This is a genomic window from Vibrio pacinii DSM 19139 (genome assembly GCF_000711795.1).
Lineage (GTDB): Bacteria > Pseudomonadota > Gammaproteobacteria > Enterobacterales > Vibrionaceae > Vibrio > Vibrio pacinii.
This window is the reverse complement of sequence record NZ_JONH01000001.1, coordinates 106,839-128,352: the sequence shown is the minus strand read 5'-3', so window position 1 is coordinate 128,352 and position 21,514 is coordinate 106,839. Positions and strand designations below refer to the sequence as shown.

23 protein-coding genes are annotated in these 21,514 nt (G+C 46.3%); 12 read left to right on the top strand and 11 right to left on the bottom strand.

The genetic code is table 11. The features are described from left to right. Positions 1-3: 3 nt before the first annotated feature. The gene (locus BS19_RS00565; protein WP_038172600.1) at positions 4-1,167 is read left to right on the top strand and encodes a VopS family T3SS effector adenosine monophosphate-protein transferase; all 1,164 of its coding nucleotides are present in this window, start codon (positions 4-6) and stop codon (positions 1,165-1,167) included. A 42-nt stretch (positions 1,168-1,209) separates the two neighbouring features. Here the strand turns inward: BS19_RS00565 and sctU are convergent, their stop codons facing one another. Genes sctU through sctN form a run of 8 tightly spaced genes read right to left on the bottom strand, consistent with a single transcriptional unit; the run spans position 1,210 to position 7,493 of the window. Next, a complete protein-coding gene (gene sctU / locus BS19_RS00560; protein ID WP_038172598.1) occupies positions 1,210-2,262 on the bottom strand; it encodes a type III secretion system export apparatus subunit SctU in 1,053 nt (350 codons plus the stop codon). Then, positions 2,259-3,053, bottom strand: coding sequence for a type III secretion system export apparatus subunit SctT (gene sctT / locus BS19_RS00555; protein WP_038172597.1), 795 nt, complete (start codon positions 3,051-3,053; stop codon positions 2,259-2,261). The genes sctU and sctT overlap by 4 nt, the downstream gene beginning before the upstream one ends. Continuing rightward, complete coding sequence (gene sctS, locus BS19_RS00550) at positions 3,050-3,316, bottom strand: type III secretion system export apparatus subunit SctS (protein ID WP_038172595.1); 267 nt, start codon at positions 3,314-3,316, stop codon at positions 3,050-3,052. The genes sctT and sctS overlap by 4 nt, the downstream gene beginning before the upstream one ends. A gap of 15 nt (positions 3,317-3,331) precedes the next feature. Then, the gene (sctR, locus tag BS19_RS00545; RefSeq protein WP_038172593.1) at positions 3,332-3,982 is read right to left on the bottom strand and encodes a type III secretion system export apparatus subunit SctR; all 651 of its coding nucleotides are present in this window, start codon (positions 3,980-3,982) and stop codon (positions 3,332-3,334) included. A gap of 1 nt (position 3,983) precedes the next feature. Next, positions 3,984-4,946: a type III secretion system cytoplasmic ring protein SctQ gene (gene sctQ / locus BS19_RS00540; protein ID WP_038172591.1), complete on the bottom strand. Its 963-nt coding sequence runs from the start codon at positions 4,944-4,946 to the stop codon at positions 3,984-3,986. After that, positions 4,943-5,704, bottom strand: a complete 762-nt coding sequence (locus tag BS19_RS19580) for a type III secretion system needle length determinant (RefSeq protein ID WP_051686461.1) — start codon at positions 5,702-5,704, stop codon at positions 4,943-4,945. The genes sctQ and BS19_RS19580 overlap by 4 nt, the downstream gene beginning before the upstream one ends. Positions 5,705-5,712: 8 nt before the next feature. Further along, positions 5,713-6,174: a type III secretion system stalk subunit SctO gene (gene sctO / locus BS19_RS00530; RefSeq protein ID WP_038172590.1), complete on the bottom strand. Its 462-nt coding sequence runs from the start codon at positions 6,172-6,174 to the stop codon at positions 5,713-5,715. Further along, positions 6,171-7,493: a type III secretion system ATPase SctN gene (gene sctN, locus BS19_RS00525; RefSeq protein WP_038172587.1), complete on the bottom strand. Its 1,323-nt coding sequence runs from the start codon at positions 7,491-7,493 to the stop codon at positions 6,171-6,173. The genes sctO and sctN overlap by 4 nt, the downstream gene beginning before the upstream one ends. A gap of 187 nt (positions 7,494-7,680) precedes the next feature. On the opposite strand from sctN, the gene sctW reads away from it, so the two are divergent. The 11 genes from sctW (at position 7,681) to vopD (ending at position 15,881) form a co-directional block, all read left to right on the top strand. After that, positions 7,681-8,580 (top strand): type III secretion system gatekeeper subunit SctW, encoded by a 900-nt coding sequence (gene sctW, locus BS19_RS00520; RefSeq protein ID WP_038172585.1) that lies wholly within the window; start codon positions 7,681-7,683, stop codon positions 8,578-8,580. Next, positions 8,561-8,845: a TyeA family type III secretion system gatekeeper subunit gene (locus BS19_RS00515; protein ID WP_038172583.1), complete on the top strand. Its 285-nt coding sequence runs from the start codon at positions 8,561-8,563 to the stop codon at positions 8,843-8,845. The genes sctW and BS19_RS00515 overlap by 20 nt, the downstream gene beginning before the upstream one ends. Further along, positions 8,832-9,203 (top strand): type III secretion chaperone SycN, encoded by a 372-nt coding sequence (sycN, locus tag BS19_RS00510; protein ID WP_038172581.1) that lies wholly within the window; start codon positions 8,832-8,834, stop codon positions 9,201-9,203. The genes BS19_RS00515 and sycN overlap by 14 nt, the downstream gene beginning before the upstream one ends. Further along, positions 9,203-9,598, top strand: a complete 396-nt coding sequence (sctX, locus tag BS19_RS00505) for a type III secretion apparatus assembly protein SctX (RefSeq protein WP_245609241.1) — start codon at positions 9,203-9,205, stop codon at positions 9,596-9,598. The genes sycN and sctX overlap by 1 nt, the downstream gene beginning before the upstream one ends. Positions 9,599-9,602: 4 nt before the next feature. Then, positions 9,603-9,944 carry a type III secretion apparatus assembly chaperone SctY gene (gene sctY, locus BS19_RS00500; RefSeq protein ID WP_038172579.1) on the top strand — a complete coding sequence of 114 codons (342 nt, stop codon included), beginning with the start codon at positions 9,603-9,605 and terminating at the stop codon, positions 9,942-9,944. Beyond that, positions 9,937-12,054: a type III secretion system export apparatus subunit SctV gene (gene sctV, locus BS19_RS00495; protein WP_038172578.1), complete on the top strand. Its 2,118-nt coding sequence runs from the start codon at positions 9,937-9,939 to the stop codon at positions 12,052-12,054. The genes sctY and sctV overlap by 8 nt, the downstream gene beginning before the upstream one ends. A 115-nt stretch (positions 12,055-12,169) precedes the next feature. Further along, on the top strand, positions 12,170-12,394 hold the full coding sequence (locus BS19_RS00490) for a hypothetical protein (RefSeq protein ID WP_038173055.1): 225 nt from the start codon (positions 12,170-12,172) through the stop codon (positions 12,392-12,394). Positions 12,395-12,404: 10 nt separating this feature from the next. Then, positions 12,405-13,139 (top strand): virulence-associated V antigen, encoded by a 735-nt coding sequence (locus BS19_RS00485; RefSeq protein ID WP_038172577.1) that lies wholly within the window; start codon positions 12,405-12,407, stop codon positions 13,137-13,139. Between the two features lie 11 nt (positions 13,140-13,150). Further along, positions 13,151-13,642 (top strand): SycD/LcrH family type III secretion system chaperone, encoded by a 492-nt coding sequence (locus BS19_RS00480; RefSeq protein ID WP_038172576.1) that lies wholly within the window; start codon positions 13,151-13,153, stop codon positions 13,640-13,642. A gap of 3 nt (positions 13,643-13,645) precedes the next feature. Continuing rightward, complete coding sequence (gene sctE / locus BS19_RS00475; protein ID WP_038172575.1) at positions 13,646-14,863, top strand: type III secretion system translocon subunit SseC family protein; 1,218 nt, start codon at positions 13,646-13,648, stop codon at positions 14,861-14,863. A 10-nt stretch (positions 14,864-14,873) separates the two neighbouring features. Then, the gene (vopD, locus tag BS19_RS00470) at positions 14,874-15,881 is read left to right on the top strand and encodes a type III secretion system translocon subunit VopD (protein ID WP_038172573.1); all 1,008 of its coding nucleotides are present in this window, start codon (positions 14,874-14,876) and stop codon (positions 15,879-15,881) included. Positions 15,882-15,964: 83 nt separating this feature from the next. Here the strand turns inward: vopD and BS19_RS00465 are convergent, their stop codons facing one another. The 3 genes from BS19_RS00465 to BS19_RS00455 form a co-directional block, all read right to left on the bottom strand. Continuing rightward, on the bottom strand, positions 15,965-18,772 hold the full coding sequence (locus BS19_RS00465; RefSeq protein WP_038172571.1) for an Hsp70 family protein: 2,808 nt from the start codon (positions 18,770-18,772) through the stop codon (positions 15,965-15,967). 138 nt (positions 18,773-18,910) lie between these two features. Next, on the bottom strand, positions 18,911-20,827 hold the full coding sequence (locus tag BS19_RS00460; protein ID WP_038172569.1) for an Hsp70 family protein: 1,917 nt from the start codon (positions 20,825-20,827) through the stop codon (positions 18,911-18,913). Next, the gene (locus tag BS19_RS00455; protein ID WP_038172567.1) at positions 20,827-21,459 is read right to left on the bottom strand and encodes a DUF2760 domain-containing protein; all 633 of its coding nucleotides are present in this window, start codon (positions 21,457-21,459) and stop codon (positions 20,827-20,829) included. The genes BS19_RS00460 and BS19_RS00455 overlap by 1 nt, the downstream gene beginning before the upstream one ends. Between the last annotated feature and the right edge of the window lie 55 nt (positions 21,460-21,514).

Sequence of the window (21,514 nt, the reverse complement as noted above, 5' to 3'; positions counted from 1 at the left end):
TTTATGGTTAGTTTTAGCAGCGTTAGTGCGTTACGAGCGGCAATGCCTCAAGTTCGGGATGAAATATTCAGGGAAGGAAAACTCAGCGTTGGCGGCAAAGAGTATAAAGTTAATGTGGCCACGCAAGAGTTTATACGTGTCAGTTCGGCAGCTGATTCGGCTTCTCGTTTCTTTGAAGCGACGGAGAAACTGTTTCGTGAAGGAAGCCCACAGTCGGTTGCTAAAGCGATTGGTGAGGTCATGTTTAATAATGAATACGGTCAGTCTCAGCGATTACAAACCCCTTCTTCGGTAGAGCATGCGAGAATGCTGTTTAAAAATGGCGACATTAATACGACAGCCGATGTGCTAAGTACATTTGAAAAAATTGACCCTAAAATTATGCGCGGCAATAGTACAGAGTTTAGTCAGTTGGCGAATAGAGCAATGACCGAAACCATGCTCGATACTGACTCAGGTAAAAGACTGACGTCACTTATCGGCAAAGGGGCTGCTTGTGCGCTAGCAGGCCGAGTCGTCGCCGATTATGGGGGAGGTGTTGCGGCGTTGCAAAAAAGTCCAACGTCTAGCATTGGCCAAATGAAAGCCATTTTCGATATGGAAATTGTGCACCTTAAATCGGCTCAGCAACATATCGAAGGACTTGCGAGTATTGACTTGAGTCAAGGTGTATACGCCGAGATTTTGCCTGAAAGCACTTTCAACCCGACTAAATTGGTGAGTAATGTCGATCGTGCAGTCGCTTGGATTATTAATGCTTCAAACACAAAGGGTAATGATGCTGAGAATATTCGTGCATTGCTCAGTGAGTACGCATCGAGTGACAAAGATCTACTGAATATGAATAATCTTAAGCAACTTCATCAGCGACTCGTACCCAATTTAGAGCGAGATTATCGTGGTCCCAATATTTCCGGTGGCACGCTGCCTTCCAGTATCGGAGGGGAAGCTATGCTTAAACAGCATTTGGAGTCCTTCTTAGCCAATAAGACAGTCTCTAGCAGGGATTTGGGCAAGCATCTGCTTGCGGGGGTGATTGGTTATCATGGTTTCACCGATGGCAATGGGCGTATGGGCCGACTGTTGTATGCGATTGCTGAATTACGTAATGACGCATTTAATCCATTGTCGCTGAATGCAGAAAATCGTCTCCACGGTATTAAATAAACACGAGTCAGCGTCGGCACATTGTTGATGTGAAATTCAAGACTATTCTCTGTCTTGTGGTTCTAAAGAGGCGACCCATCTTAATATTTCGGCGGTCGCTTCAATTAAGTCACTTGGAATGTATTGATCTAACTGGCCGTTGATGTATAAGGCGCGAGCGAGTGGCACTTTTTGCATCACAGGTATACCTTCTTGTTGTGCGATATCGGTCATGCGTTTTGCCATCGTATCGGTTTCTTTAAAGGTGATGATAGGGAGAGGGGTTTCGCCTTTTTTATAGTAGAGGCCAATAGCAATATGCGTTGGGTTAGTGACAAGAACATTAGAACGTTTGACATTTTCTTTTTGGTTTGACGCCTGTAGCTCCTGGTGTAGCTGGCGGCGTTTGCTTTTGATTTCTGGACTACCTTCCATCTCTTTGTATTCTCGTTTCACCTCGTCTTTGCTCATTTTCAGTTTTTGGTTATGCTCGTGTTTTTGGTAAGCAAAATCAGCCGCTGCAATAATGAGTAAGCCAACTGATGAGGTGATCATCAGCTGTTTAAGTAAGACACCTGTGATGGTTGGCAGACAGTTAAGCCCGCAAGTAGGAATGTGCATTAAGGAGTTTAGGTTACTTTGTAGCGTGACCCAGATAATGCTCGACAATAAAGTCACCTTAAGGGTCGATTTGATAAACTCAATCACACTTTTTTGCGAGAATATTCGCTTTACCCCTTCGACTGGATTGATTTTTTTTATATCAGGAGTGACTGATTCTACGCTGAAGATGAACCCGAACTGTCCGATGTTGGCGATTAGGGTGATAAAAACGGCAACGATATTCAGCGGAGCTAAGAGGTAGAGCATTTCTTTGACCGTCAAGAATATCACATCGGGTAGAGCGTGTTGAAAATCCTGATAAGCGAGCTGACTTGGCAAGAGCAAGAGTGCAGATAGGTGGTTGAGGTAATATTCGGCAAATATTAACAGTACGGCCATGACGACAATTACCAGTGTTGAAGAAACGATTTCTTGGCTCTTAGCCACCTGGCCTTTCTGTTTAGCCTCGCGAAGTTTTTTTGCCGTTGGTTGTTCTGTTTTTTCACTGCTCATGACGTCCTCGGCCAGATAGTGTTGAGCTGTTCGACAAATATCAAGGTGCTAGGAAACAAGGCTTGGTATTGACCCATCATCAAAGCAAGATAAAAGATCAATAACACACTGGCGACAGCACTTTTAACGGGCATCGCCAAAATAAATACGTTGAGCTGTGGAGCAAAGCGACTGATTAGCGCCAAGCCAAATTCAGCCAGAAACATCGCTAGAACCAGTGGCGCTGCCATCAGCACTCCAAACCATAACATCTGTTGGAATTGCTGATAAAAAAAACCAACCCAAGCTTCAGTAAAGGTTGGGAAAAAGTCGATGAGAGGCCAAGAGTGATAGCTTTTGAAAAGGGCCGACATAAAGGCGATAAAGCCACCGCCGGAAAAAAATAATGTAATTACTGTCTGAGTCAACAGCACAGCAGTTGGCGTCGATTGCGAGCCCAATATTGGGTTAAACATACTCGCCATTGCTGCGCCGCGTTGGTTATCAATTAGAAAACCACTGGCTGCCACTGCCCAAAATGGTACCGCCGCGATAAAACCGATTAATAGCCCTAACAGCACTTCTTTGCCAAGGATAGTGATAACCCAAAGTGGGTCAGTTTTGGTCGATAGCGTGTGCTGGTCAACCACGGGGAAGACAAACAAGGCTAACGAACATAAAACACCATTGCGTATCATTGCGCCACCTAACACCTGCTTACTTAGAATCGGTAAAAAGATAAAACATGCCATCATTCGAGGTAAGGTTAAGCTGTAAATGAACAGCGCTTGGTTGAGGTTGTTGTCGTTCATCGTATCAACGAGACCGTGTTCATCATTAGCGCGGCGAAGGAATGTAACTCGGTACCCATCCATTGAGCGGTGATCAACAAGGTAATGATCACGGCGATTAACTTAAACACGAAGCCGAGTGTTTGCTCTTGAACTTGGGTTAGCGCCTGAATTAAAGACACCAGTGTGCCTATTAAGGCTGACGCCAAGATCGGCGGAAGAGAAAGAAACAGAACCAAAGTTAAGGCTTGAGTTGCACTATGAATAATGTCGGTTGGATTCATTACAATGATGCCTTCTCAGCGGTAACTCAGCACTAAGCCGTGGGTGAGTTTGGTCCAGCCATCTAGCATAACGAAGAGCAGGAGCTTAAAAGGGAGAGAAATGGTCATCGGGGACACCATCATCATCCCCATCGCTAATAAGATGTTGGACACAATTAAATCGATGGTGATAAACGGCAGATACAACAAAAATCCAATTTCAAATGCACGCGTCAGCTCACTAACGGTAAAGGCCGGCAACAGCAGCAGCAAGCTATCTGACTCTAAACGTTCAACGTATTTTTTGGGCCATAAACTCCGAGCCGCATCAGTAAAAAATAACGCTTCGGTGGCGCGAATATGTTTTTTCAAAAAGTTACGATAAGGCTGCATGCCGCTTTCGAATAATCCTTCAACACTTGCAGAGTCTTCTATCGAAATATTGTGTGAGGCGACGTAGTCGTAAGTTTCAAAACCGATGGGCGCCATAATAAAAATCGACAAAATGATGGCTAAGCCATACAGCGCCATATTTGGCGGAATTTGTTGAACCCCTAACGCGTTACGTAACAATGAAAAAACCACCGCAAGCTTGACGAATGAGGTCGCCATCATCGCAATAAATGGGATCAACGCCAGTAAGGCAAGGCTGATGATGAGATTGAATTCATCTGCTAATTCGATCATATTAGGCTTGCTCGCCAGTGAAAATTGTCAGTAGGCGAATACCTAGTTTGCCGTTGACGTTGACCAGCTCACACTCACCAATTACCTTACCATATGCTCTGATCGACACGGGGTTAGTCGTGGTTTGGTCGAGCTCGAAAACATAGCCAGGCTGGAGTTGGCCAAGTTGTTCGAGCGTTACCGTTTGGTGTCCTACATCAAAGGTTAATTCAATCGGTAACTTCTGAGGATCAGAAATAGATTCTTGGTTGTGCAATTTGTTCATAGTGTTCTCTTTTTCTAAGATGGTGATGGTGTGGTCTTGCCATTGACATCGCCACAGGGCCGAGCCCGATAGTTGGAAAATAACGTGTTGATCCGCAACGTAACAGTGGTCAAAAAAGATCACATCTCCCTGGCTGAGTGCTGAAAAATCGCCGCTAGAAACTTGGGTCGAGCCTAGACAAAGCCAAATCGGTAAGGTGATGTGTTGATTCGCTTTATTTGAGCGTTGCGGCAGAGCACCAAGCAGCGGTTCGTTACCTTGGTTTACCCATAAACAAAAGGTACGTTCACGACTTTTGATGGTGAGCATTAAGCGTGTTTTTTGTTGGCAAGCTGGCGTTAACAGTGGCTCAAGTTTGATTAATACTGGCATTAGACCAAATTGTTTTTTGAGCTGGTGTTCATAAGGCTCTAGCTGAGATCCGAGTAACTCAAGTTGCAAAGAGTCAGGTATTGAATCAAAGCAGGCCTCATTGAGAATGTGACTTAGCCACTGTTGCAATTGTGCAGAGGCGAAATCAATCATCACGGTCTGACTGCCTATCAGCGCAGAGAGTCGATAGCCTTTTAGTTCAGGGTTTGAGGCCATCGTGATAGATAAACTACCGCCGTTTTCGTCTTGAAAATAAGATTGTCTGGCGCAGAGGCGATTGATCAGCGCTATGCTATTTGCCGCCAATCTAGGAAGAGGTAAGTTCATAGATTGTCCTCATGACGCCACTCATCATAAATCGTTCGTTGTTGTCGAGAGTGTTGCTGATCATGCTGATGCTCGCTCTGTTCGGTGATTAAGAGTCGAATCGGGTGATCCAATGCCACACGGCTTAAACGCTCGGTAAGATCTTGGCGTGCTTGTTGATTGATCACCGAATGCGCATGCTCTTGACGAATGATGACCTGATACCCTTGGTTATCTCGCTTTATTTGGATCTCCCCCCCTTGGAGCTGACCGTCATTGAGCAACAAACGAACTTCTTTGCCAGGACTTGAATGGGGAATCGATATTTTAATGTGTTCAACCAGTTGGTTGATAAATTTAGACTGCGCTTTTGATGCCGGCAGAGATGCTTTCTTGGTCATGCTTGGTATTATTGACTCACCTTGTGTTGCCAGATGAGAACTCGGATAACCAACGTCCTCTTGGATGTGAGCGCTGTCATTGAATGCTTCCAACATTACTTCTACATCTTTGGTCTTGAGCGATAGTGCACAGCCATACCGTTGGGTTGCTGAATGTGAGGAGTCTTGTTTGAACATGTCTTTTAAGTGACAAGGTGGCTTGGTTTGCCCCTCGACATCATTTTTAGTGGGTCTGTTTTTGCTTGTTACTTTCTTGCCTTTCATCGCGTTCTCAAAACGCGATTGTAATCCACCACATTGATTGCCTACCTTTTGGTCGGCATCAACTGGTTTGGTTTTTATCTGGCTATGACCATCAATGCTGTGTTTAATCTTCATGATTACCTCTACATTACTGCGATAGTACGGAATTCTTCTTGGTCTAATTCTTCTTGATATTGTTCTGAGCGTGCTTTCTCGGTCTGTTGTTGTTGATACAAGCGTGCACATTTTTCTGTCGCTTTGTACGCTACTACCGCGAGCTTCTTTTTTTGCGCAAACACCATTCGCTCATGCTCTAGGTGCTTTTTTGCCTCAGCGGCTTGTTGCTTTAGCTCGGCTTCACGTTCGCGTAGCAGGGCGATTTCTTGCCGAAGTGTGTCGAGCTCTTTGAGCAAAACCGAACTCTGTTGCGCTTTAGCAAAGCGCCGCCGCTCCTCTTGTTCACGCCATTGGTTGTAGTCATTTATGGCTTGCTGTGATTTGTCGAGTGCTGTGCTAGCTCGCGATACGTGATACGCCTGTTGTTGAGCCGCTCTGTGTGCTTTATCGGCGCGCACAGTTTTAATGTGCAAGAGTTGGTTAATCATTGTTTTGTTAGTTCTTTCAATTGTTTGATTGCGCTAGTTAAATTGCTGGTTTCTTGAGTCTCTTGACGTAAAAAAGTCCGAATATCTTCATGCTGATCAATGGCCAGATCAGTCCGTACATCCGTGCCTTTTTGGTATTCACCGATCTTTATTAGCAGTTCGACTTGTTCGTATTTCGCTAACATTTCACGTATATGGTTCGCCGAATCTTGGTGTGACTGCTCAATGATTTGGTTCATCACTCTGCTGGTAGAACGTAAAACATCAATGGCTGGATAGTGATTGGTGGCGGCCAGATCTCTCGACAGAATAATGTGGCCATCTAGAATTGAGCGTATTTCATCAGCGATTGGTTCTGTTATGTCATCGCCTTCGACAAGAACGGTATAGAGCGCCGTAATCGATCCTTGGTCAGACTGTCCCGCTCTTTCCATCAGTTTTGGTAGTGCCGCGAAAACAGAAGGTGGATAACCTCGACGGGTCGGAGGCTCACCAGCGGCTAGACCAATTTCACGTTGTGCGCGTGCAAAACGGGTCACTGAGTCCATTAAAAGCAAGACGCGTTTACCTTGATCGCGAAAATACTCTGCAACTGAAGTGGCGACGAAAGCTGCTTTAGCACGTTCCATGGCAGGTCGATCAGAGGTCGAGACCACCAATACTGAGCGAGCCATACCTTCCTCACCGAGATCATGTTCGATGAATTGGCGAACTTCACGTCCACGCTCACCAATCAGAGCAAGTACCGTTACGTCCACGTCTGCAGAGCGAATTAATTGGGCAAGCAGGGTGCTTTTTCCACCGCCTGCGGCAGAAAAAATGCCCATGCGCTGACCTTCACCGCAAGTTAATAAGCTATCAATGCAACGGACACCCAGTGAAATAGGTTTGTCGATCAGTTTGCGTTGCATCGGAGGGGGGGGATCTCGATACACCGGATACCAACGAAAGGGGGCTTGCATCTGACTACCATCTAGTGGACGACCTAAGCCATCAAGTACTTTTCCGAGTAAATGTTCACCAACACTGACCTCATGCATTTTACCCAGCGCAATAACTTCAGTATTGGATGAAATCCCTAACATGTTTCCCAATGGTGTGAGTAAGGCATTGGGATGCTGAAAGCCGACTACTTCAGCCAGCAGAGACAATGTCTGGTCAGGGTTACGCAGTTCGCAAAGTTCACCCACACGTACACCCGGAACGACGGCTTTGACTATAGTGCCTGTTACTTGGGTTACACGGCCACGAATCTGGATCAGGCGAGATTGCTCAATCGCCGCGTGTTGGCAATCGGTTATATAAGAAAACTGGTTCAAAGTAGTTTTAAGAAGTAATGATTGATGGTTGTGAGCATAGAGAGATGGACTTTCTATTTATATCGAATATCAGTCGAGAGTTTTTAGAATGCTTAAAAAGCCCTAAAAAAACGCGCCTTATTTTGACAGTTCGACCCTAATTTGAACCCTATACTCGCTTCACATTACATACGACGGATGTCAATGAATGAGTACAGTCAGTCACAATGTGACCAGTTTGAATACAAAGTTTGAACCCTCAATGGACTCAAATAAACAACAGAGTAGTTCGACTATGGTGAATGCAAAAGGTCGCTATCGGGGCGAAATGGTCACCGTTCATAACGCCGCATATTCAGTATTCGATGCGATGGAAGAGTTGACGTCACTCGGTTCAGAAAAGGCTGAAAAAGATCTAACAAAACGAGCAATCAAAGATCGCTTTTCGCGATCGACACAAGCGAATCAACAGCTCTCAGAATACTTAAGAAAAGTCCCCGATTTAGAAAAAAAACAGACGCTCAAAGAACTCACAAGCAAAATATCAGATGGCAATATTGCCACCATCGAGCAGCTACAAACGTATCTTGATGGCTTCTCAAGCGAGAAAAGTCATCAATATTTAGCGCTAAAAGTACTTAAGGAGTCTCTAGAGTCGAGTGTCAACAATATGCCGTTGTTAGAGGTTATCGATCACGCCGTGCAGCATATGGAGCAGCATACAGATTATTGGTCGAGAATTGATACTGAGATTCGGGTGTCTCGATTTGCAGATGATTTTAGCCGCGAACAAGCGTTCAGTAGCCTCCACCAATTACGCGGCTTTTACCGCGATAGCGTGCATAGCTATCAAGGATTAAGCGCCGCCTATCACGATGTTGTCGAACGATTTGGTTCACAGCAAGTCTCTACTGCGGTTGAGTTCATGTTGCAGGCGATGAGCGCAGATTTAAGTGTACAAGGTTGCACGATTGATTCAGTAAAGCTTCAGTTACTCATGTCTGATATGCACAAACTAAAAATCCTCAATACGCTTCAAGATCAGGTAAATCAGGTGTGTTTGATGCTGCAATCACAAAGGCTTATCTATGGCCAATCAAGGGGTTGAACTAATGGCTGACATCATCGCTTTGATTGAACAGCACTGGGTAGACAGTGAAGCCGTTTGCGCAATTGCAGACTCGATGGATCTAACCGTCAGCGTATTAAGAATCCGCTTTCTTCATCAATTGCACAACCTGATTAGGCAGATACCAGTTGATGTATTTAACGATGCAGAGCAGAGACAAAACTTGTTACGTGCGGTACAGACGGCACTTAATGACGCTATCGACCAAGAAGAAGAGCAAGCGTGGCAAGATGAACTGGATTGATGATTCGGTCGATGATTTTTGTCGAGCAATGGGGGTGGAGAGTGTCGACTTTTCTTGTTCAGGGAGAGTGCAACTGACGTTTCAATGCAGTGGAACGTTACATATAGAAAAACACCAAGGTATGTTGTTCATGATGCTTGCAAGGGAAATGTTGAGGTCTCAATCGGCCAAGCTGATTAAACGTGCGTTGGCGATCTGTAACGATGAGCAGGGATGGCCCTTTTTAGTGCGCGCCAGCTTGCTAGGTGAAAATACTCTGGTATTCAGTGCACAGATGGCAGGCGAAGAAGTTACACATCCATCGCTAGAGCAAGCGTTGGCAATGCTTATTCGGCTGCATAACAATATGGTGAATTAGTGAATAAGATAAGCTCATTAAATAATGTAGGTGCGTTAAATGTAGGTATCGAGGCCTCAGGTTATCTCGGTAGCGGCGAGTTGCAACATAGCTTGCCACAACGTTTTCAACTGCCTCCAGCCGGCCAAGCGGTGGCGACGCATTTACCGCGTTTGTATCAACTTCGTCTTTCAGAACAGCACTTATTAGGGCTTGCTACTCCCAAGCTTTCACAGCTGGAACTCTTGAGGCCAGAAAAATACCGTCAGCAGTTTGAGGATACCTTACACAAGCTCAAGAACTTAACTTGCCAATATCACTCTCCATCGATCATTTCAGCCACAACCACTCTAGAGGCTAGCCAGTTAGAACAAAATCATCTGACCATGGCGCTTCACTTACTGATTGAGGTTTAGTGCGATGCTAAGCAATCAAGACGTTGAATTTCTGCTGGTCCACGCCGCTTTACAAGTGCAATACCAGCAGCCTGATAGAGCAATATCGCTGCTTAATGTGGTGGTTGACGTTCGCCCCCATTGCTGTGAAGCAAAAAGATTATTAGCGGTTGCGTGCTTGCAAGTAGGGTGTTTTGCACGCTCTATTTTGTTGTGCGAAGAGTTATTGCAGTTACAGCCACAAGAGTATGAATCCGGGCTATGGTTGTGCATAAGCCAAGCGCGATGGAAACAAAGCCGTCAAGAGGAGGCGCGTCAAGCACACAGGCGCTACGTTAGATCACTTAGCAGTCAAGCGAATGAATAAACTCATTGATGTATTAAATAAGGTGGGTGAACGTAAAGACATTATGCTTGCAGTGATGTTGCTAGCCATTGTGTTTATGATGATCTTGCCATTGCCTACGGCGCTTGTCGATGTGCTGATTGGCACAAATATAAGCATTGCGATCGTGCTACTGATGTTATCGATCTATATTACGACGCCACTCGAATTCTCGGCTTTCCCCGCTGTTCTCTTGATTACGACCTTGTTTCGCTTGTCGTTATCGATAACTACAACACGTTTGATTCTTCTTCAAAGTGATGCTGGAGAAATCGTATATACCTTTGGTAATTTTGTGGTTGGCGGCAATTTAGTCGTTGGTATTGTGGTTTTCCTTATCATTACCATTGTCCAGTTTATGGTCATTACCAAAGGCTCTGAGCGCGTCGCTGAAGTGAGTGCCAGGTTCTCGCTTGACGCAATGCCAGGTAAACAGATGAGTATCGATGGCGATATGCGGGCAGGGGTGATTGATGTCAACGAGGCAAGGTATCGGCGTTCGCTGATCGAAAGAGAAAGTCAGATGTACGGTTCGATGGACGGTGCCATGAAGTTCGTCAAAGGAGACGCTATCGCAGGTTTAGTGATCATCGTCGTCAACCTTCTTGGTGGTGTGACAATCGGCATCACTCAAAAGGGTATGAGTGGGGCTGAAGCGCTAGAACTGTTTGCTATTTTGACCGTTGGCGATGGTTTGGTGTCGCAGATACCAGCGCTATTTATCGCCATGACGGCAGGCATTATCGTGACTCGAGTCTGCCATGATAACGCTTCGGATTTAGGAACCGATATTGGTGGCCAAGTAACTGCTCAGCCAAGGGCGCTATTAATTAGTGGTGTATTGCTGATCTTATTTGCATTAATCCCTGGATTCCCGAAAATTACTTTCTTGGTGTTAGCGACGGTGGTTGGTGGTGGAGGGGTGTTCCTTACCTATCGACAAACAAAACACAACCAAGCTGAGACCTCTGATCTTTCTACCTTTGTTGCTCAAGGCGCTGGCTTACCTGCCGCTAAGTTGAACCTGCCGACATCAACGCGGGTCAATAAAGCTAAGCTGATTGAGCAAGAAGAATTTGCCATGACAGTCCCTCTTTTGATCGAACTCGATTCAAGCTTACAAGCGAGCCTTGAAGCGGTGGCGCTAAACGATGAACTTGTCCGAATAAGACGCGCACTTTACTTAGATCTTGGTGTGCCATTCCCTGGGATACACCTGCGTTTTAATGATCAAATGAATAACAATGAGTATTTGATTCAACTGCAGGAAGTACCAGTAGCACGCGGTCGAATTGAACAACAGAAACTGCTCGTGATAGAGGATAATGAACAGCTTGACCTGCTAAGTATTCCGTTTGAACAAGGGGATGATTTTCTTCCGGGGATCAGCAGTGTATGGGTATCAAAGCGTTATTTAGACCAGTTAGAGACAAGTCACGTTGGTTTCTTCACATCCGATAGAATTTTGACTTACCATTTGTCACATGTGCTAAAAGATTACGCGCAAGACTTTATCGGTATTCAAGAAACTCGTTATCTGCTTGAACAGATGGAAGGCGGCTTTAGTGAGTTGGTCAAAGAAGCACAGCGCATTATTCCGCTACAAAAAATGACAGAGATTCTACAGCGTTTAGTCAGTGAAGATATCTCCATTCGTAACCTGCGCATGATCTTAGAAGCAATGGTCGAGTGGGGCCATAAGGAAAAAGACGTTGTCCAACTTACCGAGTATGTCCGCTCTAGCTTGAAGCGTTACATTTGTTATAAATACGCTAACGGACAAAACATGCTCCCCGCCTACCTACTTGATCAGAGTGTAGAAGACACCATTCGTAACGGCATTAGACAGACCTCTGCAGGAAGCTATTTGGCGCTTGATCCTGCGGTGACTCAGCAATTTATTAACGACGTAAAACAGACGATTGGTGACCTTAACCGTATGCCAAATAAACCCGTGTTAGTTGTATCTATGGATGTGCGTCGCTATGTCAGAAAGTTGCTTGAGTCGGAATATTACGAGCTTCCGGTGTTGTCTTTCCAAGAGCTAACTCAGCAAATTAATATTCAACCGCTTGGCAGAGTAGTGATGTGATGGCCACGCGTTTCGACCTGCGAGTTTTAAGTCATTGAGCAATCGAAAAAAATAAAAAGACTCGACGTTTACTGACAGAGAGAGTTCAGTGAACGCATTTATTATGGGTATCACAATGAAATCTCCTTTTACTGAAACGATCGAACTTGCAGAAGCGGCGATTCGAAATGCGGATGACAAACATGATAGGTTCAAGCCATTACTTGGTGAGCTAGGTGTTGATTCAGTCGTAGGTAATACGATGTTGCTTGACCGGGCGCATCACTCGCAAAGTAAGAGATCGGAAAAGAAAAGTCAGCGATACAAACGGCCAATATTAATGCGTGGCATAGTGATTTAGAGGTTTGCAAATGATAGAGATGACTAATACAAGTAATCAAACGACGACTACGACTCATTATGCTCAGAGTACGATGCAAGATTGTCAGCCAACCACATTTAATCAAAGCCAACTGGCACTGAACCCTGCTTTTGCCATTGAGCGAGCCGCGCAGTTAGAAGATCGCCAAGTGCGTAAAAGTACCGCCCCTCATTCAACCTCTCAACTTGACGATAAGGTGCTGCTTGCACTGAATGAGCGCCGCCTGGATCGCATAGAAAAACGTGAATTGCAGAAACAGGAGCTGCAAGCACTCACAACGCAACTCAAAATTTACGCGGTGGTGCAGTCCAACATCCATTCTAAGTTAAGTAACACGGACAGCAATCAAGAATCTCAAACCTATACACCACAGAATGAAGGTTTTAGCTATGCAGATTTTAATTATCAAGATGAGGCCACTTTTAAACAGTCTCCAGAGTATCAGTATCTGTTGGATCATAATATTAGTAATCATAAAGACTTCCTAATTCAGCAGGGTATCAGCGTCAATAAAACCTCTTATCAAAATACTAAAGAGGTGAAGAACCTAAGTGATTTTTCAACATCCATTAGTGATAAATCCAAACTGCTTAATGATGATGTGCAGCTTAAAGTCACTGAATTGAACGACACAAGCTCGCAGCTCAATGCGACCGTTGAGGCGATGAACAAGTTTGTGCAGAAATATCACAGCATTTTAGAACAAATCCTACGCGCCTTTTAAGGATACTCTCCATGAGTAATGAAAACGTCTCGATCGAACCATCTCACAGTCAAGCTGAGGAGCTAATGTCATTTCTGGAACAGGGTGGCACGATAAAAATGCTTCACGATGTGTCAACAGACACCATCGAGCATATCTATGCAGTCGGTTATAACGTTTTTCAGTCCGGTAAAGTTGAACAAGCTGCCCAAGTCTTTCAGCTATTGAGTATGCTCGATCACTATCAAGCTCGATTTTTCATCGGCTTAGGCGCGGCTCGTCAAGAGTTAGGTGAGTATCTGCAGGCAATTGATGCCTATAGCTACGCGGCACTGATGGATATCAACGATCCTCGTCCTCCTTTCCATTCGGCGCAGTGTCATTTGAAGCTTGAGCAATTCATCGAAGCGGAAAGTGGGTTCTACAGAGCAAAGGAGGTGTCAGCCGGGCAATCAAACTATGCAGATTTGCATAAACGCGCAGACATCATGTTAAAAGCGCTAAAAAAGAAAAGGAGTAACTAGGCAATGAGTTCTATTGTACTTGACCGCGCTCACAGCCAGACATACGTCTCTGGTGCTGAGAAAACCGAGAAAGCAGCACAGAAAAGAAGGCTAGATAAGACTCAGCCTTACCAAGCTGTGCAGTCTGCTGTTGTGGTTAGAAACGTTAACAATCAACCCTGTGAGCCGCTTAATCTCGTCAACTTTCCAGTTCAGTTGGATGTCCCTAATGCGGCGATGAATGAGAAAGTTAACGAGTTGACTATCAAGGACATGGCACAGCTACAAAAAATGGTTGATGCCATGGCGAATACCCTTGATGCCAGCGCTGCTCAAACAGGCGCTTTGGCGGTTAAGATTGTTGCAGGTTCAGTGGATGATTTTGAAGTTGAGCTCGCGGCAATCATTGATAATCTCAAAACGGCGCAGACGAGTCTGAAGCTCAAGGAGATCGAGGTTACAAAAGCAAACCACAAACAAGAGATGAACCACAATCAACACAAGATTGAAGAGTCTCAAAAAGTCACACAAGAGGCGAAAAAGTCGGGTTTAGCTGCCAAGATCTTCGGTTGGATTAGTGCCGTGGTTTCCGTTGTCGTCGGGGCGATTATGGTCGCAACGGGAGTTGGTGCTGCCGCAGGAGCACTAATGATTGCCGGTGGTGTGATGGGGGTCGTTAGCATGACACTGCAAGAGCCCGAGGTACAAGATGCTTTAAAACAAGCAGGCATCAATGTTGATGCGCTAAATAAAGTCGTCTTGGCGTTAGACATTGCTGTCGCCGTTATTGGCGCTGTTGTTACTTTTGGCGGTGCCGCTGCAGGCGGTATCGCCAAACTGGCGGCTAAGAGTGCCACAAAAGTTGCTGAAAAAGTCTGTGAAATGGCCACCAAGGTGGCAACGAATATGGCAAAAGTTGCCGACATGGGTTCCGAGGCGGCTTCAACGGTGACGAAAGGAGTTCGATATGGCGCTGAAACCGTCGATCTTACAGTTAATGTGGGAAAAGGCTCGACAGATAGCCTGCATGCTAGCCATCAAGCTGATGTTGCCAATATTCAATCTGAACTTATAGAAATGCGCGCGGAGATGACATTAAGCCAGGCGGTGATCGACAAGCTAAAAACAGAAATTGAGAAAATCATGCAAGGTTTTCAGGAAGTCATGACGATGATTATGCAAATGATTGAGTCCAAGAGCGAATCGATGAAAATAGTGTTAAACCGCCCCGCCACAGTATAAGGAGTCGAAGATGGTAGATTTAATTAGCAATACAAAAAGTACGGCGAATATATACGCTTTAGGCCAAGAGGTAAAAATAACGGTTAAAGCGCAGCAAGCTGCAACCAAAACCGAAGCGAGCGCGGTAAAGGGTACCAGTAACAATTCGGCCCCCCTTTCTGCTTGCGTACAACTTGATGTGCCTAAAACACTTGCCACCAGTCACCAGGGTAAAGTTGCGGAGAAGCTGGTGGATGCAGTGGCACCAACGCTGAACTTACTAACGCAAACCCTAGATAAAACAATAAAAGGGCAACCAATGGTGAAGTCTGTGTCTGAATCGGTTTCGCAAGTGCTCAGTTTGTTGTCTTTGCTTTATCAAGTATCAAAGCTGAGTCGTAACCAACAAACGCTACAGCGTGAGATTGCTGTAGAAGCCAATGTGGCAAGCTTGCAATATCAAGCGAATGAAATGAAAAATGCTGCTAACGCACTGTTAGCGACAGCGGTTGTCTCAGGCGTATTGGCAGGTGCGACTGCTGCTACGGGGGGGGGTGGTAATGTTAAAGCGGTGGGTAAGATAAAAGCACAAGTTGCGGACAACCATGCGTTGAAACCGCAGAAAGCGGGTCTTGAGCAAGTAGAACAAATGTTGAAATCAAAAAACTTGTCTGCTGCGCAAAAAGAACAGTTAGTGAAATTGCATAATACAGGGCAAGATAATATTGCTGATATGCTGTCAAAGCGGCAAGTAAATAGTCGTAAGTTTGAGCATCGGATGGCAAAAAACCAAGCTAACAATGCCGTACTGCAAGCTTTAAGTCAGATGTCTAATGCGGCATCTAATGTTGAACAGACCAAAGCTCAGGCTCGTGGCAAAGAAGATGAAATCCTTGCCGCTCGAGCGCAGGCCGCAAAACAGAAAGCGGATGAAAATCTCGGCTTTCAAGACAGCTTGTTAAAAGAGCTACGAGAGTTGTTTCGCGCTATTTCGGATAGCGAAAACCAAGCGTGGCGCGCGTCGGGATCGGCAGTTTAACCCGTTTCAATATTTTAAACAGTTTCAACAATAAAAAGGCGCTCAACTCAGTGCGCCTTTGTACCATTTTATTTAGCCTGCAGTTAGTGGTTAACAAGGGTTAAGCCGCTCGGCAAAGCATCACCAAAGACACGTTTCGACTCACTGGCTGAGAGCTCTTTGACTTCTTCAACAAGAGATAACCACGACTCAGGCACTTTGCTTTGTTTGAGTTTATCGACCACTTGTTGGCGGAAGTCATCAGAGATATCAAACAGTCGATCGCCGGTTTTACGACACATCATGACCGACGCGAAAGCGATCATCGGCTCTTTTTGCCAGTTTTGTTCAAGTAGCTTCGGTAGCCATTGCTCAGCTTGTTCACGAGCAATGACATTGTGTTGACTGCCATAAAGTGGCGTACGCGCTGCTAATCGGCCCAGCGCCCACCAATGAGCTTGTTCAAATTGATTGTGGTTGAGGGCTTTACTTAAACACCAAGAGGCGAGCAGAGTTTTATCTTCGACATCGAGGTGCTCAAGAGAGGCGGCTAAACGCAACATTGATTCATAACCCATTTCTTGTGCCGCTTTGGCCGATTGTGGATTTTTCATCGCACCAGGGTGCAGATATTTAGCAATATCCGCGAGGATCGTCTCTTGCTGCTCTTGATTCAGACCACCGGCAATACGGCGCCAGAATACCCACCAATCGCTCCAACCTTGATGGTTTTTGAACTGGATCCCTTGCTGGTAGAGTCCCCAAACTTGTTCGATGCGCCATGAATCGGTGGCATCGCCAAAACCAGGGCGTAACGAGAAGCCGGCCAAGCGTAGCCAGTTTTTTTCATGAGCTTCGGAGCGACGTCGGCGTTTTCTTCCCAGCGCAAAAGCATCGAAAATCTGACGTAGGGTTGAAAAATCCCACTCATCCCGTTTGCCGAGCATTTTTTCAAGATCTTTTGCGAGCGTTTTTATCTCTTTGCCTTCGGCGCTTTTTTTGTTGCCACTGTAAAGGCGTGAAATCAGCGCTTTACATTCAGCAAGACGTGGATGCGTGTTCTGTTGTTGAATCTCATCCGCTTTTTGATTACGGACTTCAAATTCCAGTGCCCAGCGCTTATTGTCATCGTCGACGTTAACACACTCCATTTTTAGTGTGCCCACCTCGGTTAACTGGCAAGCAAGTTGTACTTCGACACGCTCTTTTTGATTGGCTTGTAATTCCGTACCTTGCCCTTCAAGAGTTGAGATATATGGGGGCAGCGGCGAGAAAAGATCGGCATCGATATCGACCATGGCTCCGTTTTGAATGGCAGTATTGTTGCTCAGCGTGTCATGAGTTGTCGTCAACAGGTTGAAACGAACTGGTTCACCGAGCGTAAGAGCGAAACGGCGACCACTTAAGCGGATTTCGTGACCTTCTTCTGTGCCTTTGGCCAGCAAGCAGAGTGCTTTACCCATTTTGTTCTTTTCTTGTAGGTGCAAGAAGTAGGAACGAGCCACACCACCGCCGATTTTTAGTTGTGCGCCTCGACGCGCTTTACCAAAAGCGACCGCACCGAGTGCCACTGACCAATCAGGGTGAGGGTTATCCAAAACGGTCACGGGTTCACCGCGCCAATGGCTTAGTAGACGGGTTACGCGCTCGGTAACTAGCTCACTATTGAATACCCCACCATTAAGCAGCAACCCGACAGGGATGGCAGGCTTACTGGTATCTTGTTGAGCCAGAGCCGAATAGGAGACTTGTTGATGTTGATTGAGGAATTCGGCCACATGCTTGCTGACCGCAGGGTCTGCGACATAAGGTAGACCAAATTCAACCACCGCACTGCGTCTCTTATCCGGTGTATGGGTAAAATCCGACAGAGGGAAGAAACCATCAAGGGCGATTTGATGTACTTCTTGTTTGGTTAAACCAATACTTTTTGTGCCACCAAGCAGTTTAGAACCACTGCCGAGCATCGTGATTTTCACTTCGTCCGGGGCGTGGGTTGAAAGCAGGTTCTCTTTAGCTTTACGGGTTTGCTGGATAAGTTTTGTTAAGCTTGCAGCATTGAGCTTTTTACTGTGACTAAAACGCTGCTCGGCAAGATGAGCAAGGGCTAGGTCAAGGTTATCACCGCCGAGCATTAAGTGTTCACCGACGCCAATTCGATTCAGAGCAAGCTCATCATCGGTATACTTTGCTTCAATTAAGCTGAGGTCGGTTGTTCCGCCACCAACATCACACACCAAAATAAGTGGTAATGATTTTAGCTCTTCAGCGGCGCTGTTCTGGTGACGAGCATACCAGTCGTAGCACACCGCCTGTGGTTCTTCGAGAAGAACGATATGATTGAGCCCCGCCAGTTGCGCAGCTTCTAAGGTCAGTTTTCGCGCCGTTTCGTCAAACGAGGCGGGCACCGTTACGACCACATCTTGATGCTCGAGAGGGTTGCTTGGATGACGATAGTTCCATGCTTGACGAATGTGATTCAAATAACTCGCACTGGCTATCACAGGGGAGACTTTGTCTGCATCATCGGCGCCCGCCCAAGGCAGAATATCTGAGCGACGGTCAACCGCTTGATGAGAGAGCCAGCTTTTGGCACTCGATACTTGGCGACCCTCGACTTTGGCGCCCAACTCACGTGCCCACTCGCCGATCATGACATGTGAAATGTCGCCATCGACGGGCTTGTTTTGCCACGGCAGAGTTAAATCTGACTCAGAGACTTGTCCTTGAGCGGGATGGTAACGGAAAGAGGGTAAAAGCGGTTTGCGCACCACTTCACCCGGCCCGATTAACTGGTCGATATCAAACAGTGACACTGGTGCGTGTTCTAGGTTGTCAGTGATTTCACAAAACGCCACAACGGTGTTAGTTGTGCCTAAATCAATACCGACTAAAAATCGAGGAGAGGCCATATAACAAAACCCTTTGTCTATTTATCGCATACCAATCTGGGTAATTTCGTCTTCGTTTAGTCAATAAACGAACGAGTAGACTGGCGTCTGGCAAAAACGGCACCTTGTGGTGCCGTTGTCTCATTATGTTGGTTCGCTTTAGTGATCTTTGCCATCATCGCGCACGTCAAATTCGACATGCCATTTTTGGCCATTATCAGAGGCGATGGCTTCAAGGTGGAGCGTACCTAGCTCGGTAACGCGAGAGGCTAAAGTGACAGGAACCACTTCACCTTCACGGCGCCCTTCAGAAACGGGCAAAGTCACTTGAATTTCTGGCAACTCTTCGAGCTCTTCCGGTGCCCAGTGATCAAGGTGAAGGCCGGCTTCGTCGTCTCGGCGAACGGTCGAACCAAAGAACTGGAAGCTGACCGGTTGGCCGATAATTAAACCAAATTCTTTACTTGGTACGCTAACGCTAGAGCCTTCTTCCATGCCAAATGGTGCGACGCATAGTGCTTCCATCGGTGGTGCCATCCCCGGAATAGCCGGCATCGCACTTTCAATCCCGACATAATAACTGGATGCAATACCGCCTCGAATTCGAACACCTTGTCCACGGCGAACGGCACCATAGTAGCTTGCACCACTAGCGACGGCTAAGTCTAAGTCGACACCAGTTAAGCGTTTGGCGATTGGGGCGTCGGTTTCAAGCAACCATTGATTAATGGTTTCTTCAAGGCGAGCGGCTAGCAATGTCGATTTTAACACCCCGCCGTTGAATAAAATGGCGGTTGGTTTAATAAAATCTGCTGACTGATCAGTCTGGCCGCCCATACCTGGCATATTAGCAAAAGGATTGAACGCTTCTGCCGTCGCGCTGCCACCTTGTGCATTAGCTTGTTTGGTCAAGAAAGCCGCAATATGGCGTGTAATTCCGGCATCTTGTGCATAAGGCAGACCCATTTGAGTCAAGGCGCCACGATTGCGCTGCACTGGGTGCTCTGTCACGGCAACTTTTGGAAAAAAACCATCAACCAAGGTTTGCTGAACTTCCGCTTGAGTCAGTTCCGTTTTTAAAGTGGCACCAAGCAGTTTCGAACCACGGCTCGGAACTACGATCGGCACTGACTCAAGTTCAGCGTCGATAAGGAGTGCTTCTTTGGCATCACGGCAAGCATGGGTCATGGCTTGTACTTGCCATGGTTGCAGTTCTTTGCCTTGCTGTGCCAGTTTCATCTTCAGGCGGTAGGCAAGGGCTAAGTCCATGTTATCGCCGCCGAGTAGGATATGCTCTCCAACCGCGATACGATTGAGGCTAAGGTTGCCATCTTGTTCAGTGACTTCAACCAACGAGAGGTCAGTAGTACCACCACCGATGTCCACCACCAGCACAATATCGCCGACAGTAACGTCGTCACGCCATTTGTCGTGGCTGTTATCAATCCAGTTATAAAGCGCAGCTTGTGGTTCTTCGAGCAAAGTCAGATGAGCCAGGCCAACATTGCGCGCCGCTTCGGCGGTTAAGTCTCGCGCCGCTGGGTCGAAGGAAGCCGGTACCGTAATGGTGACATCTTGCTGAGTCAGAGGATGGTCTGGGTGTGCGTGATCCCAAGCGTTTTTTAAGTGCTCTAAATAAAGTTCAGTCGCGCGTAATGGTGACACTTTTTCGACTTCTTCCGGGCTACCTGCGGGTAAAAAAGCATCGCGACGGTTTACACCGGCATGGCATAACCAAGACTTTGCACTGGCCACTAAGCGAATCGGTGTTTTTGCACCAAGATTACGTGCAATCGCGCCCACTAGAGCGCTTGGCTGTGATGACCAAGGCAGCACACGTGACGCTGGGTTCATTTCGTGTTGGTGCGGTTGGTATAAAAACGAGCCCAGTTGGCTACGAGTTTCTACGTTACCAGGCGCGGTCAGCTGCGCAATTGGCATGACTTCAACGCGAGAGTCTTCTTGTTGCGTATCGATAAACGAGAGCACGCAGTGAGTGGTGCCTAAGTCGATACCGACGCTAAATTTCGCTGTGTTCGAGCTAGCGTTTTGCTGGGCGATATTTTGGTGTTCCATTACAGCTCAACCTCAGCAGGCGCTATAACAGAAGCATCGTAGTTTTTAGCTAACTTTGGTAAGTTGATTGCGTTCGCTTTCCAACCTTTGTGGACCAATGTACCGTTGAAGGGTGCATTGCCTGTAACGTTGCCCGTCAAACGAATCTGTTGCGGGTTGAAGCCTGCTTCGATAGTAATACGGGTCTCTTCATCTTCATGGCGAATAGGCTCAAGCGTGACATAGTCGGTTAAGACTTTTTTACCACCAGTATGGATGACGCGAGCGGCGGCGCCGACTTCTTCGTCAGAAAACGCAGTCAGGTCTTCTTGGAGAAAATCGATAAGGCGCGCTTCTTGTTGCATGAGAGAGAGAAGCTGCAGCGCTGAGTCGGTTGAAGCGGTAGCAAGTTTCGACTCGACTTCTACAACCTTCTCAACCACTTTTTCTACTTCAATGATTTTCTCAACTTCGACAATTTTTTCGACGGGCTTTTCTACTTCAACGATTTTTTCGACTGGCTTCTCAACCACTTTTTCCACTACGGTTGATTTGCGTGAAACCGCGATCAGCAGCAATAGAACGCTTGATGCAGCAAGACCTGCGTGAAGCATATCGAACGTTTGAGGGATCATTTGTAAATCGAACGTCATGACAATTCTCTTCTAATTTTTCTGATTTCAGAGACAGGCGAAATCTCTGTGAGGG

Excerpts from the sequence above, each read along its gene's own strand:
- BS19_RS00565 (WP_038172600.1), top strand. The coding sequence starts at position 4 with ATGGTTAGTTTTAGCAGCGTTAGTGCGTTACGAGCGGCAATGCCTCAA.
- sctU (WP_038172598.1), bottom strand. The coding sequence starts at position 2,262 with ATGAGCAGTGAAAAAACAGAACAACCAACGGCAAAAAAACTTCGCGAG.
- sctT (WP_038172597.1), bottom strand. The coding sequence starts at position 3,053 with ATGAACGACAACAACCTCAACCAAGCGCTGTTCATTTACAGCTTAACC.
- sctS (WP_038172595.1), bottom strand. The coding sequence starts at position 3,316 with ATGAATCCAACCGACATTATTCATAGTGCAACTCAAGCCTTAACTTTG.
- sctR (WP_038172593.1), bottom strand. The coding sequence starts at position 3,982 with ATGATCGAATTAGCAGATGAATTCAATCTCATCATCAGCCTTGCCTTA.
- sctQ (WP_038172591.1), bottom strand. The coding sequence starts at position 4,946 with ATGAACTTACCTCTTCCTAGATTGGCGGCAAATAGCATAGCGCTGATC.
- BS19_RS19580 (WP_051686461.1), bottom strand. The coding sequence starts at position 5,704 with ATGAAGATTAAACACAGCATTGATGGTCATAGCCAGATAAAAACCAAA.
- sctO (WP_038172590.1), bottom strand. The coding sequence starts at position 6,174 with ATGATTAACCAACTCTTGCACATTAAAACTGTGCGCGCCGATAAAGCA.
- sctW (WP_038172585.1), top strand. The coding sequence starts at position 7,681 with ATGAGTACAGTCAGTCACAATGTGACCAGTTTGAATACAAAGTTTGAA.
- BS19_RS00515 (WP_038172583.1), top strand. The coding sequence starts at position 8,561 with ATGGCCAATCAAGGGGTTGAACTAATGGCTGACATCATCGCTTTGATT.
- sycN (WP_038172581.1), top strand. The coding sequence starts at position 8,832 with ATGAACTGGATTGATGATTCGGTCGATGATTTTTGTCGAGCAATGGGG.
- sctY (WP_038172579.1), top strand. The coding sequence starts at position 9,603 with ATGCTAAGCAATCAAGACGTTGAATTTCTGCTGGTCCACGCCGCTTTA.
- sctV (WP_038172578.1), top strand. The coding sequence starts at position 9,937 with ATGAATAAACTCATTGATGTATTAAATAAGGTGGGTGAACGTAAAGAC.
- BS19_RS00490 (WP_038173055.1), top strand. The coding sequence starts at position 12,170 with ATGAAATCTCCTTTTACTGAAACGATCGAACTTGCAGAAGCGGCGATT.
- BS19_RS00485 (WP_038172577.1), top strand. The coding sequence starts at position 12,405 with ATGATAGAGATGACTAATACAAGTAATCAAACGACGACTACGACTCAT.
- BS19_RS00480 (WP_038172576.1), top strand. The coding sequence starts at position 13,151 with ATGAGTAATGAAAACGTCTCGATCGAACCATCTCACAGTCAAGCTGAG.
- sctE (WP_038172575.1), top strand. The coding sequence starts at position 13,646 with ATGAGTTCTATTGTACTTGACCGCGCTCACAGCCAGACATACGTCTCT.
- vopD (WP_038172573.1), top strand. The coding sequence starts at position 14,874 with ATGGTAGATTTAATTAGCAATACAAAAAGTACGGCGAATATATACGCT.
- BS19_RS00465 (WP_038172571.1), bottom strand. The coding sequence starts at position 18,772 with ATGGCCTCTCCTCGATTTTTAGTCGGTATTGATTTAGGCACAACTAAC.
- BS19_RS00460 (WP_038172569.1), bottom strand. The coding sequence starts at position 20,827 with ATGGAACACCAAAATATCGCCCAGCAAAACGCTAGCTCGAACACAGCG.
- BS19_RS00455 (WP_038172567.1), bottom strand. The coding sequence starts at position 21,459 with ATGACGTTCGATTTACAAATGATCCCTCAAACGTTCGATATGCTTCAC.